Origin of the sequence: Janthinobacterium sp. DSP2-3-3 (assembly GCF_049897325.1) — a bacterium.
GTDB lineage: Bacteria > Pseudomonadota > Gammaproteobacteria > Burkholderiales > Burkholderiaceae_D > Janthinobacterium.
In genome coordinates this window covers 144,813-158,510 of the sequence record NZ_JAFCWA010000009.1, presented here as the reverse complement: position 1 = coordinate 158,510, position 13,698 = coordinate 144,813, and the positions used below count along the sequence as shown (strand labels likewise).

General features: G+C 60.0%; 8 protein-coding genes and 1 tRNA gene. 8 read left to right on the top strand and 1 reads right to left on the bottom strand.

What is annotated here, in order from left to right:
- The first annotated feature begins 59 nt into the window (after positions 1–59).
- Together ACP7DE_RS18900 and ACP7DE_RS18895 are read left to right on the top strand one after the other, a co-directional pair.
- A complete protein-coding gene (locus ACP7DE_RS18900) occupies positions 60–2,141 on the top strand; it encodes a M13 family metallopeptidase (RefSeq protein ID WP_426073521.1) in 2,082 nt (693 codons plus the stop codon).
- Positions 2,142–2,374: 233 nt separating this feature from the next.
- The gene (locus ACP7DE_RS18895; protein WP_426073520.1) at positions 2,375–4,288 is read left to right on the top strand and encodes a methyl-accepting chemotaxis protein; all 1,914 of its coding nucleotides are present in this window, start codon (positions 2,375–2,377) and stop codon (positions 4,286–4,288) included.
- Positions 4,289–4,403: 115 nt separating this feature from the next.
- Here the strand turns inward: ACP7DE_RS18895 and ACP7DE_RS18890 are convergent, their stop codons facing one another.
- Positions 4,404–4,967 carry a c-type cytochrome gene (locus ACP7DE_RS18890; RefSeq protein WP_426073519.1) on the bottom strand — a complete coding sequence of 188 codons (564 nt, stop codon included), beginning with the start codon at positions 4,965–4,967 and terminating at the stop codon, positions 4,404–4,406.
- Positions 4,968–5,167: 200 nt separating this feature from the next.
- Here ACP7DE_RS18890 and ACP7DE_RS18885 point away from each other — a divergent pair.
- The 6 genes from ACP7DE_RS18885 (at position 5,168) to ACP7DE_RS18860 (ending at position 13,698) form a co-directional block, all read left to right on the top strand.
- Positions 5,168–5,243, top strand: a tRNA-Arg gene (locus ACP7DE_RS18885).
- A gap of 341 nt (positions 5,244–5,584) precedes the next feature.
- Positions 5,585–8,239, top strand: a complete 2,655-nt coding sequence (locus ACP7DE_RS18880) for a TonB-dependent receptor (RefSeq protein ID WP_426073518.1) — start codon at positions 5,585–5,587, stop codon at positions 8,237–8,239.
- A gap of 108 nt (positions 8,240–8,347) precedes the next feature.
- The gene (locus ACP7DE_RS18875; protein WP_426073517.1) at positions 8,348–9,700 is read left to right on the top strand and encodes an MFS transporter; all 1,353 of its coding nucleotides are present in this window, start codon (positions 8,348–8,350) and stop codon (positions 9,698–9,700) included.
- A gap of 24 nt (positions 9,701–9,724) precedes the next feature.
- Positions 9,725–10,672: a glycoside hydrolase family 43 protein gene (locus ACP7DE_RS18870; RefSeq protein WP_426073516.1), complete on the top strand. Its 948-nt coding sequence runs from the start codon at positions 9,725–9,727 to the stop codon at positions 10,670–10,672.
- A gap of 18 nt (positions 10,673–10,690) precedes the next feature.
- A complete protein-coding gene (locus ACP7DE_RS18865) occupies positions 10,691–11,761 on the top strand; it encodes an aldose epimerase family protein (RefSeq protein WP_426073515.1) in 1,071 nt (356 codons plus the stop codon).
- Between the two features lie 194 nt (positions 11,762–11,955).
- On the top strand, positions 11,956–13,698 hold the full coding sequence (locus ACP7DE_RS18860) for an IlvD/Edd family dehydratase (RefSeq protein WP_426073514.1): 1,743 nt from the start codon (positions 11,956–11,958) through the stop codon (positions 13,696–13,698).

Below are 13,698 nucleotides of genomic sequence, written 5' to 3'. Positions count from 1 at the left end.
CCAGAAGCCTTGGGCCTTCTGACCCTTATATTCCACACAATATAATATAGAGGACAACCGTGAATCGTTATTTGTTAAGTGCATTGACCCTGAGTTTGCTGGCTGGCGTGTCCGGCATGGCCGGCGCCGCTGATGCGTCCAAGAAAGCCGCTGCTGCGCCTGCCACCGCCACGGCCGTCGCGTCTGCGGCGCTGACATCCGGCATCGCCGTCGAATACGTCGATCCCGCCGTGCGCGCGCAGGACGACCTGTTCCAGCACCTGAATGGAAAATGGCTGGCGGAAACTGTGATTCCCGCCGACAAGTCGAGCTGGGGCAGCTTTGCCAAGCTGGCCGACGATACGCAAACGCAGCTGCGCGGCATCGTCGAAGGCGCTGGCGCCGACAAGGCCCGCGCGGCCGGTTCGAATGCGCAGAAAATCGGTGATTTCTACAATAGCTTCATGGATGAAGCCAAGCTGGAAAGCCTGGGCCTGACGCCCTTGAACGCGGAGCTGGCGAAGATCGCCGCACTGCAGGACAAGGCGGAGTTGCCTGCCGTCATCGCGCACTTCAGCAAGCTGGGTGTGACTTCGCCTTACGACTTCGCCATTCATCAGGACGCCAAGGATTCCACTAAATACGTGGCCGACATCGTGCAAAGCGGCCTGGGCTTGCCTGACCGCGATTACTACCTGGAAGCGGGCAAGGCCGATACGCGCGCCAAATACCAGGCCCACGTGGAAAAAATGCTCAGCTTGTCCGGCGACGCGAACGCCGCCTCCAATGCTAAGGCTATCCTGGCCCTGGAAACGGACTTGGCCAAGGCGCAATGGAGCAATGTGCAGAACCGCGACCCCGTCAAGACCTACAACAAGGTGGAGTTGGCAAAACTGGCCACCGTGGCGCCAGGCTACGACTGGGCCCGCTACCTGAAGGATACGGGCATCGCCGGCAAGGTCAATTACGTGATCGTCAGCCAGCCCAGCTACCTGAAGGGCTTTGCCGAGATCGCCAACAAGACGCCGCTGGCAACGTGGAAAGCGTATTTCCAGTGGCACTTGCTGCACGCCAATGCCGGCTACCTGCCGAAAGCCTATGTCGATGAAAACTTCGCGTTTTACGGTACCACGCTGACGGGCGTGACGGAAATGCGTCCGCGCTGGAAACGCGGCGTGGGCGCCGTCGAAGGCGCGCTGGGCGAAGCCGTGGGCCAGCTGTACGTGGAGCAATATTTCCCGGCCGAGCGCAAGGTGCGCATGGAAGCGCTGGTCAAAAACCTGATGACGGCTTACCAGCAAAGCATCGACAAGCTCGACTGGATGAGCCCCGTCACCAAGAAACAGGCGCAGATCAAGCTAGCCAAGTTCACCACCAAGATCGGCTATCCGAACAAATGGCGCGATTACTCGGGCCTGACGGTGGCGCAGGACGATTTGATCGGCAATATCCGGCGTTCGCATCTGCTCAACTACAACCGCGAATTGAACAAGCTGGGCCAGCCGATCGACCGCGACGAGTGGGGCATGACGCCGCAGACTGTGAATGCCTATTACAACCCGGAACTGAACGAAATCGTCTTCCCGGCCGCCATCCTGCAAGCGCCGTTCTTCGACGCCAACGCGGACGACGCCGTCAACTATGGCGCCATCGGCGGTGTGATCGGCCATGAAATCAGCCACGGCTTCGACGACCAGGGCGCCCAGTACGACGGCGACGGCAATCTGCGCGACTGGTGGACCAAGGCCGACCATAAAAACTTCGCCAAGAAGACCAAGCAGTTGGTGGCGCAGTACAACGGCTTTAGCCCCGTCAAGGGCCACTTCGTCAACGGCGAACTGACCCTGGGCGAGAACATCGCCGACAATTCCGGCGTGGCGATCGCCTACAAAGCGTACAAATTGTCGCTGAATGGCAAGAAAGCGCCCGTCATCGACGGTTTCACGGGCGAACAGCGCTTCTACGCGGGCTTTGCCCAAGTATGGCGCATGAAGATGCGCGAAGCGCAGCAACTGGTCTTGCTGAAAACGGACCCGCATTCGCCAGGCCAGTTCCGCGCCAACGGCACCATGCGTAACCAGCCCGGCTTTTACCAGGCCTTCGACGTAAAACCGGGCGACAAGATGTATCTGCCACCGAAAGACCGCGTCATCATGTGGTAAGGCTGCTGTTCAAGGCCTAAGTTGCCAGCCGCCCCGCGCAAGCCGGGCGGCTTTTTTTGCGCCCGACATGGGCGTGCTATCGCGGAAGCAAGCTAAGCACAATGAGGGAAGTGTTGCGCGTGTCGGTGGCGATTTTCCTTGCTCGTTGACAACGAAGATTGAAGCGCCTATATCTGGATGAAAACAATCATAAACCTGTGTAGCGCCCCGTGTGTCATCAAAAAGGAAACATTGTGAGAGACATATTCCGTACCAGCCAAGCCCGTTTTATCACCATGTTCAGCCTTGTTTTTGTGGTGCTGCTGGTCATGACCTTGGCTGTCATCCATTTTTTCGTCACGCCGGATCTGAAACGTACCGAAGGCATGGTGGTCGGTTTTGATGTCAGCAAAATTTCCACCAGGATTACCGAGCAGTTGCGGCAGGTGGAGGCGCAGCAGCGCAGCATCACCCAGACGGTGGCGCTGATGGACAGTGCGGCAATCGACGTCCTGCTGCCGGGACTGGTCGACCAGTATTCCGACCCGAATGTGTTTGGCGGCGGCATCTGGCCGCTGCCGAAAAAGCGCGATCCCGAACGCGACAAGTTCAGCACCTTTTATGCCCGCGACGCTTCCAACAAACTGGTTGTCAACACCCACTGGAATTCGCCGGAGTCGTTGAAGTACTTCGAGCAGAGCTGGTATCTGGGCGGGCTCAAGTCGGCCAAGGGGCATTGCGATTGGGCCAAGGCCTACAAGGACGACGCCAGTGCGCAGCCGCGCACCAACTGCGCCATGCCGATCTACAAGGATAACGAGCTGTACGGCGTTTCCACCATCGATGTCACGCTGGGTTTCTTCAACCGCCTGGTGGCCGACATGGAGACAGCGATCCACGGCCAGATACTGATCGTCGAGCGTGACGGCAAGATCATCAGCAACAGTACTTATATCAAGGACGAAATCGTACTCAAGAAAGTCGAGGATCTGGCGTCCAGCTCGCCGATGGTGGCGGAAATCGGCCGCCTGCTGCCCAAGTTGGACGCGCAGGGCGTGGCGGAATCGGAATATCGCAGCGACGGCACGCCTCACACCTTGTTCCTGAAGGCGATACCGGGCAGTCCGTGGGTATTGGCGACAGGTTTGCCGACCAGCCAGCTGACCGAGCAAAGCGATCGCATCCTGGGCAAGCTGGGCATGGTGCAGATCCCCATCGCCTTGCTGCTGCTGGCCATGTTCATCGGCATCATCCGCCTGTTCATGGGGCGCCTGGGTGTTCTTAAGAGCAATATCGACGCCCTGTCGGCCGGCGACGCGGACCTGACGCGGCGCCTGCCGGGCGGCGGCGGCAGCGAGTTCAACGATGTGGCCGGCAGCTTCAACGCCTTCATCGAACGGCTGCAGCAGATGATGCGCGAAATCGGCCGCAGCACTGGCTCCATCGCGCTGGCCTCGCGTGAAATCGCCAGCGGCAACCAGGATCTGTCGGCCCGCACCGAAAGCCAGGCCAGCGCGCTCGAGCAGACCGCCGCGTCGATGGAGGAGTTGACCGGCACCGTCAGGCAGAACGTCAGCAGCGGCCAGGAGGCCAACCGGCTGGCGCTGGACGCCTCGAAGGTGGCGGCGCGGGGCGGCGTGGTGGTGACGCAGGTGGTTGAGACGATGGGCGCGATTGAACGTTCATCGAAGAAAATCGCCGACATTATCAGCGTCATCGACGGGATCGCGTTCCAGACCAATATCCTGGCGTTGAACGCGGCCGTCGAGGCGGCCCGGGCCGGCGAACAAGGCCGCGGCTTTGCCGTGGTGGCATCCGAGGTGCGCAACCTGGCGCACCGCTCGGCCACGGCGGCCAAGGAAATCGGCGCGCTGATCGTCGAATCGGTGCACAACGTTGACGCCGGCACCAAGCTGGTCGACCAGGCTGGCGCCACCATGCACGAGATCGTCGCCGGCACCGATAAGGTCGCCAACATCATCGGTGAGATCCTGCTGGCCAGCCAGGAGCAGGAAACGGGCATCGGCCAAGTCAACCAGGCCATCGTCCAGCTCGACGATAACACCCAGCAAAATGCCGCGCTGGTGGAGCAGGCAGCGGCGGCAGCCCATTCGATGCAGGAGCAGACCGGCAAGCTTGAACAGATCATCGGCGCATTCAAGCTGTAGCGCGCGGCGCGAACGCACATGAAAAAGCCGCCCAGTTCTATTCAACTGGGCGGCTTTTTTACATCCGAAGCAACTCTGGGGCCGCTTCAACGCGCCGCTAGACGCGGCCTCGCGCTTATTTCTTGGCTTCTTCCGCTGGCGCGCCAGCGCCGTCAGCGGCCACGGCCGGTGCCGGCACTTCGGGTTCCTTGAACTTGCCGCCCGAAGCGTTGGCAATGTAGACGACGGCGCGCGCCACTTCTACATCGTCGAGGTCGGGATTGCCGCCCTTGGCCGGCATCGCGCGCAAGCCTTCGATGGCGTGTTTCAGTACCGTATCGTAGCCCTGGGCCAGGCGGGCCGACCAGCCACCCGCATCGCCAAATTTCGGTGCACCGGCCACGCCGGCGCCATGGCAAGCCACGCAGGTCGCCGTGTAGACAGCTTCGCCGCTTTGCAGCACCTTCGGACCGCTGGCATCCTTGAAGGTAAAGCCGGTGTTGGCGACGGGGCTCAAGCGCTCGGCAATGGCTTCCGGCGACTGGCTGTCCGTACCGGCGCCCGTCAGTTTTTGCGCCGTGACGAACTGCACCAGCAAGATGATGCCGATGACGGTGATGAGGAAGAAGCCAGCTACGGCGGCAAGCAATTGTTTAGGCGTTTTGATCGCTGATTGTTGTTCGTTATGTGCGTCGCTCATGATGTCCTTAGTCCAGATTTGAAACTGATGGCCGTGTAAGGTAGCATTTTTTACATGCTTGGATGCAAACCTTTATGAAACCCACAATTATAGGCACAAAAATTGAGCAGTGACATGCAATTGCCAGTGATACGACAGTTTCCGTAGACGTAGGTAAAGAAAAACGGTATCCTTCGCATCACTTCAGAAATTCCCCCTACGCGGCTGTAGCTCAGTGGATAGAGTATTGGCCTCCGAAGCCAAGGGTCGTGGGTTCGATCCCCGCCAGCCGCACCATACAAATCAAGTCTCCAGTTTTATCCAGCCTGCATTGCCATGCGGCTGCATGCTGTATCCCACTATTACTTCAGCAAGCCTGACATGGTCTGTATCGCTGCTTGCCGGCTTGTCAGGGATGCCACTTCTTGGTGCATTGCCCTCCTGAAAACGCCCCTGGCGCCCCTGCCGTTGTCGCTTTGCAATCTCCAAAGTGTTCCAGCCACCGATATCAAAATTGATATCGAAACTGTGGAAAAATTGATTGGAGAGATTATCGTCCAGCCCCTAAGATAAACGCCGAGCATGCGAACGACATGCAAGCGGTACAACAATATCAATACAATATCTGGAGATTCTTGATGCGCAACGCCACCGGTCCGCTCACGGCCACTTCCCCTCGTCCATTCACCTTGAAGGCAGCCGTTGCGGCATTGGCCGGTATTGGCCTGCTGAGCTCGGCTTCGGTATGGGCACAGGATGCGGTGGCGGCGGACGCCAGTGCCGAGCCTGCCGCAGAAGTGTCGGTCGTGACCGTCAGCGGCGTGCGCCGCGCGGCGCAAAATTCGCAGCAGATCAAGATGCGCTCGGACCAGGTCATCGATTCCATCGTGGCCGACGATATCGGCAAATTTCCTGACAATAACGTGGCCGAGACCTTGGCGCGCATTTCCGGCATCCAGATCCGCCGCGATTCGGGCGAAGCCAGCGCCGTCATGATCCGCGGCTTGCGCGATGTCACGACCCTGCTCAACGGCCGCGAACTGTTTACCACCACGGGCCGCTACGTCAACCTGGCCGACATTCCCGCCACCATGCTGCAGCGCGTGGACGTGTACAAATCGCAGGGCGCGGACCAGGTCGAAGGCGGCGTGGCCGGTATCATCGACGTGCGCACCAACCGCCCGTTCGACTTCAAGGATTTTACGGCCAGCGTGAACACGCGCGCCGTCTACAGCGACAAATCCAAGGCCACCGACCCGAATATCAGCGGCATGGTGGCTAACCGCTGGAAGACGTGCATCGGCGAAGTGGGCGCGTTGCTGGGCTTGTCGCAGCAGCAGCACCGCTACCATGAAGAACGCGCGTTCAATACGGCGCCCGTGGATAAAGGTTTCCTGTCGCCGGGCTTGACGGGGCCGGACCAGGTGGGTTTGTTGCCGATCAAGGGCGACCGCCGCCGCAGCACCGCCAATGCCGCGCTGCAATGGCGTCCGAACGCCGACGTCGAACTGTACGCCGAAGGCATGGCCACGCGCTTTCTGCTCGACGCCGAATCCGATTACTTTGTCGGCTTGCCATGGTGGGGCACGCCCGTGTCGGCGACCAAGATTCCCGGCACCGACCAGCTGCAAACGCTCGCTTCCACCAACGTCAACACCATCATGTCGACGCAGGCGAACAAGAACCAGACCAAGACGCATCAGTTTGCCGTGGGCGGTTTGTGGGATATCAACCCGGAATGGCGTTTCACGTCTGAAGTGGCCAGCACCAAGAGCAGCTATACCTGGCGCAATCCGATTCTCGACGCCATCACTGTCGTGCCGAATGCCCGCATCAATACCAACCAGAACGGCACCTTGCACGTCGATTACACAGGTATCGACTTGCAAGACCCGTCGAATTACTATCTGAAGGGCTTTTTCGACCGCTACGGCCGGGATCAAGGCAGTTCGAACGATGTGCGCGCCGACTTGGCGTACACGCCGGGCGCGGGCGGCTTCTTCAAGGAAATCAGCGTCGGCGTGCGTGGCGTGAAACGCGAAGCCGAATCGATCAAGAGTTTCGAGGGCAATGCGGAAGCACCGGACGTGTCCGGTGCCGCGTTTCCGTTCAGCCGCCAGAGCATGACCTCGATTCCAGGCCTCAATTGCCTGTCGGAACCGATGTCCAGCGGCGGCCCCGACTATGGCTTGAAACAGTGGTATACGCCATGCGCCAGCTTCCTGCTCAATAACACAGGCGCCTTGCGCCAAGCCGTCACGGGCAGCAGCGCGGCGCGCGCGATGGACCCGGGCTCCTTCTTCAAGGATACGGAAAAGACGTATTCGATCTATACCAAGGCGAAGATCGCCTTCAAGCTGGGCGCCTACCCCGTCGACGGCACTGTGGGCGTGCGCGTGGTGCGTACCGAGCAAAGCTTGCAAGGCAACAGTTCGCAAGATGGCGTCTACACGCCCGTCATCAGCGACACGGCCAGCACCGATGTGCTGCCAAGCGTGGCCCTAAAAATCAAGCTGCGCGCCGACCTGGTCGGCCGCTTCGCGGCGGGCCGGACCATCAGCCGCCCCGGCTTTACCCAACTCAATCCTGGCGTGGCCCTGGTCAATTCGACGGAAACGGTGAAGGCGACGGGCGCGGGCGGCAATCCGAACTTGAAACCGGTGACGGGCGACAATGTCGACGCCGCACTGGAATGGTATTTCGCCCCGGCCGGTTCCGTGACGGCCACCGTGTTCCACCACAAGTTCGACGGTTATATCCAGCAGCGCATTGCCAGCGAAACCATCGCCGGCAAGACCTATGACGTGGACCGCCCGTACAACACGGCTGCCGGCAAGCTGCAGGGACTGGAAATTGGCTACCAGCAGTTTTATGACGGCTTGCCGGGTTTGTTGAGCGGCCTGGGCTTGCAAGCGAACGGCACCTACATGAGCGGCACGACCGACGATGAGACGGGCAGCCATGCCATCACGGGCGTGTCGCGCTATGCCTATAACCTGGTGTTGCTGTACGAAAAAGACGCGTGGTCGGGCCGCCTGGCCTACAACTGGCGCTCAAAATTCATCGACAGCTACAACCAGGGCGGCCCCGGCCTGGACTTGAAAGTGGCGGCCACGGCCCAGCTCGACGGTTCGCTGTCATACAAGATCAATGACCAGTTCACGGTGACCTTCGATGGGAATAACTTGCTCGACACCAAGTTCAAGGATTACTGGAACGAGCCGGGCGTGTATGCGCGCGATACGCGCCGTTATGACCGTACGGTAGGGTTATCACTGCGCTGGAAAATGTAAGTTGATCGCAGAGAAAAAAATCAAGGGCGTTGCATGGTGTCGGCCGGCAGCGCCCCTGTCAGTTGGGCAGTCAGACACGATTCATCATCAAAAGAATGGACGGAAAGCATGGAGACGCAAAAATTATCCACCGTTGAAAAGGTTGGCTTCGGCGCCGGCGACATGGCGCTCAATGTCGTCATCTCGTCGATGATGTTGATCATCACCTTTTTCTATACCGATATCTATGGCTTGAAAACCACCGACCTGGCCCTGCTGTTCGTGGCCGTGAAAGTCATCGGTGCCATCGCCGACCTGGTCATGGGTCAGATTACCGATCGCTATAGCTTTGCCTCGGGCCGCTACCGCCCGTATCTGCTGTGGCTGGCCGTGCCGTATGGCGTCAGCGTCTTCTTTGTCTTCAGCACGCCCGAGTGGCAGTATGACGCCAAGCTGATCTGGGCATATTCGACGTATATTCTGATGACCATCATGACGGCCGGCGTGGGCATCCCGTATATTTCCCTGATCAGCGGCTTGACCAGCGACCCGCAGGACCGCCTGTCGGCCAACGGTTACCGCCTGTTCTTCGCCAAGATCGGCGCCTTCATGGTGACTATCGTCGTGCCGATTTTGTCGCAGCGCTGGGGCGGCGGCAACCCGGCCGTCGGCTACCAGGCGGCCATGGCCGTGATGGCCGTCATGGGCGTGGCCCTGTTCCTGTTCTGCTATTTCTCCACCACCGAAAGAGTCGTGCACGTGGTGGAAAAGCAGTCGTTGCTGGAACAATTGAAGGTGCTGCTGCAGAACGATCAGTGGCTGGTGCTATGCGGCGTGTGCGTCACGGGCACCATCGGCTACGTGGTGCGCGGTTCCGTCGCCATTTATTACGCGAAATACTATCTGGGCGGCAGCACGGAAACGGTGGCCGCCTTCCTCACCACGGGCGTGGTGGCCGCCATCCTGGCCATGATCGCCTCGACCTGGATCACCAAGTTTTACTGCAAGGTAAAGCTGTTCCGCTACACGCAGATCGGCGTGGCGCTGATCAGCCTAGCGATCTATTTCTTTGTGAAGCCGAGCGACACCGTGCTGGCCTTCGCCCTGTATTTCCTGCTGTCCTTCGTGGTGGACTTGCACGCACCCGTATTCTGGTCGGCCATCGCGGAAACCATTGATTATGGTCAAGTGAAGACGGGCAAGCGCGTCTCCGGCTTCGCCTTTGGCGGCATTTCTGTCTGCCAGAAGGCGGGCATGGCGGTGGCGGGCGGCCTGGTGGGTGTGCTGCTGTCATATTTCGACTACCAGCCCAACCATGAGCAAACGCAATTCGCCCTCAACGGCATCGCCCTGATGCTGTCGATCATCCCCGGTTTCTTCCACTTGCTGATGGGTTTGCTGATGTTCAAGTACCGCATCAGCGATGAGTACTACAGCGGCGTCAAGTCAGAAATGCACAAGCGTGGTTTTGTCGCTGCGTAAGAATAATTGAATGGAGTAAACAACATGGCTGAAGTCTTGAAACCGTTGATCGAACAACGTGCCGACCCGCATATCTACCGCCACAGCGACGGCTACTACTACTTTACGGCCTCCGTGCCGCAGTACGACCGCATCGAACTGCGCCGTGCCGACAGCATCGCCGAGCTGGCGGATGCGCCAACGGTCGATGTGTGGCACAAGCCGGAAACGGGGCCGTACAGCGAACTGGTGTGGGCGCCGGAGCTGCACTTCAACCAAGGCGCCTGGTATGTGTATTTCGCCGCCGCACCGAGCCGCGAAATCAAAGATAAATTGTTTCAGCACCGCATGTATGCAATCCGCAATACCAACGCCAACCCGTTCGAAGGCGAGTGGGAATTCATGGGGCAGATCGACACGGGCATCGACACCTTTTGCCTGGACGCCACCACGTTCGAGCACGACGGCGTGCTGTACTACCTGTGGGCGCAGAAAGATGTCGCCATCGAGGGCAATTCGAACCTGTACATCGCGCCAATGGTCACGCCGTGGCAGCTGGCCGGCCCGCCCGTGATGCTGAGCAAACCGGAATTCAACTGGGAAATTCGCGGCTTCTGGGTCAACGAAGGCCCGTCCGTGCTGAAACGCAATGGCAAGATATTCATCAGCTATTCGGCCAGCGCCACCGATGAAAACTATGCGATGGGCCTGCTGTGGGCCGATGACACGGCTGACTTGCTCGACCCGTTCTCGTGGACGAAGTCGCCCGAGCCCGTGTTTGCTACCTGCTACGAGCACGGCATCTACGGCCCCGGCCACAACAGCTTTACCACGGGCGACGATGGCGACGGCGTATTGCTGGTGTACCATGCCCGCACCTATACGGAAATCGTCGGCGACCCGCTGTGGAACCCGGATCGCCACACGTTTGTCAAACCGCTGCGCTGGGATGCGCAAGGCATGCCCGTGTTTGGCCGCTCATCGACCCTGTAACATTCCGGACCCGACGCCATGATCCCAGTTGATTCTGTTTCAGTGACGCAAGCGCCGTTCGGCATCTTGCCCGATGGCCAGCAAGTTAGCGTATTTACCCTGACGAACCGCCAGGGCATGCGAGTCAAGGTGCTCGACTTTGGCGCCATCATCAGTGAAATTCACGTGCCGGACCGCGACGGCACTTTTGCCGACGTGGTGCTGGGATTCGAGCACATCGAGCCGTATTTGCACAACAGCGCTTTCCTGGGCGCCGTCATCGGGCGCTTCGGCAACCGTATCGCGCAGGGGCGTTTCAGTCTGGATGGCAAGAATTACCAGCTGGCCGTCAACAATGCGCCAAATCACTTGCATGGTGGCAACCAGGGCTTTCACCAAGTCATGTGGCGGGCCGAGCCGTTCACCACGGACGATGCCGTGGGCGTCACCTTCACGCGTAGCAGTCCGCACGGCGAAGATGGTTATCCGGGCCAGCTGGACGTCACCGTCGTGTACGAACTGGACAACGACAACGCCCTGAGCCTGCGCTACCACGCCGTGACGGACCAGGCCACGCCTGTCAACTTGACGAACCACAGCTATTTCAATCTGGCGGGGCAGGGCACTATCCTCGGCCACGCGCTGTCCATCAACGCGGACCGCTACCTGCCCGTTGATGCCGGCTCCATCCCCACGGGCGAACTGGCGGACGTGTCCGGCACGCCATTCGACTTGCGCCAAAGCACTGTCATCGGCGATAGCATCGCCTTGCCGCATGAGCAGATCCGCATCGGCCGTGGCTACGACCATAACTTTGTGCTGAATCAAAAGCCGGGGCACTTGCTGAACCTGGCCGCCACCGTGCGCGATCCCGTTTCAGGGCGGGTGATGCAGGTGTACACGCAGGAACCAGGCATCCAGTTTTATTCCGGTAACTTCCTCGATGGCAGCCAGCACGGCAAGCATGGCCCCATCCGCTACCGTGGTGCGCTGTGCCTGGAAACGCAGCATTTCCCGGATGCGCCGAATCAATCGCATTTTCCCAGCACCATTTTGCGCCCGGGTCAGGTGTATCAGACGCACACCGCGTACCGATTTTCCGTCGAGTAAGCTTCCTAGCCAAGACAGCCCACGCCCTGCCGCCACGCGCCAGCAGGGCGTTTTCATTGGTGCATGCTGATACCGTTTTCGATATCGGAACGCATTAAAAATTGATTGGAAAGGCATGGCAGGATTCTTTAGTATTCCAACATCGCTGCCCGGGCCGACGACAAGATCCGGCATGGCACAACCAGGAGAATGGCATGTCTGAGACAAAAAAGAAGGTAGCCCTGCGCTCTGCCGAGTGGTTCGGTTCGCAGGACAAGAATGGCTTCATGTACCGCAGCTGGATGAAAAACCAGGGCATACCTGACCACGAATTTCACGGCAAGCCCATCATCGGCATCTGCAATACCTGGTCCGAACTGACCCCCTGCAACGCGCATTTCCGCCAGTTGGCCGAACACGTCAAGCGCGGCATCCTGGAAGCGGGCGGTTTCCCCGTGGAATTCCCCGTCTTTTCGAACGGCGAATCGAACCTGCGTCCCACCGCCATGCTGACGCGCAACCTGGCCTCGATGGATGTGGAAGAATCGATCCGCGGCAACCCGATGGACGCCGTCGTGCTGCTGGTCGGCTGCGACAAGACCACGCCGGCGCTGCTGATGGGCGCGGCCAGCGTCGACATTCCCACCATCGTCGTCAGCGGCGGCCCCATGCTGAACGGCAAGCTCAATGGCAAAGATATCGGCTCCGGCACGGCCGTGTGGCAGTTGCACGAGCAGATGAAGGCCGGTTCCATCACCTTGCACCAGTTCATGTCGGCCGAATCGGGCATGTCGCGCTCGGCCGGTACCTGCAACACCATGGGTACGGCCTCGACGATGGCCAGCATGGCTGAAGCGCTGGGCACCTCCCTGCCGCATAACGCCGCCATTCCCGCCGTCGATTCGCGCCGCTACGTGCTGGCGCACATGTCGGGCATCCGCATTGTTGAAATGGTGCACGAAGACCTGCGCCTGTCGAAAGTGCTGACGCGTGCAGCGTTTGAAAACGCCATCAAGGTCAACGCCGCCATCGGCGGCTCGACCAATGCCGTGATCCACTTGAAAGCGATTGCCGGGCGCATCGGCGTACCCCTGGAATTGGAAGACTGGACCAAGGTGGGGCGTGGCACGCCGACCATCGTCGACTTGCTGCCATCGGGCCGTTTCCTGATGGAAGAGTTTTATTACGCGGGCGGCTTGCCGGCCGTGATACGCCGCCTGGGCGAAGGCGATTTGCTGCCGCACAAGAATGCGCTGACCGTCAATGGCAAGTCGATCTGGGACAACTGCGTCGAAGCACCGATCTACAACGATGAAGTGGTGCGTACGCTGGACAACCCGCTGCTGGCCGATGGCGGCATCTGCGTGCTGCGCGGCAACCTGGCGCCGCGTGGTGCCGTGTTGAAACCGTCGGCCGCCTCGCCGCATTTGATGCAGCACCGCGGCAAGGCCGTCGTGTTCGAGGATTTCGAACACTATAAATCGCGCATTCTCGATCCCGACCTCGATGTCGACGCCGATTCCGTGCTGGTCATGAAAAATTGCGGCCCGAAAGGCTACCCGGGCATGGCTGAAGTGGGCAATATGGGCTTGCCGCCGAAACTGCTGGCGCAAGGCATCACCGACATGGTGCGCATCTCGGACGCGCGCATGAGCGGCACCGCCTACGGCACCGTCGTGCTGCATGTGGCGCCGGAAGCCATGGCGGGCGGCCCGCTGGGCATCGTGCGCGATGGCGACATGATCGCCCTCGATTGCCACAACGGCAGCCTGAACATCGACATCAGCGATGCGGAAATCGCCGAGCGCCTGGCGGTCCGCGAGCTGGGCAGTGCGCCCGGGCCGAAGAGCGGCTACCAGCAGTTGTATATCGAACACGTGTTGCAAGCCGACGAAGGCTGCGATTTCGACTTCCTGATCGGCAATCGCGGTTCCGCCGTGCCGCGCCACTCACATTAA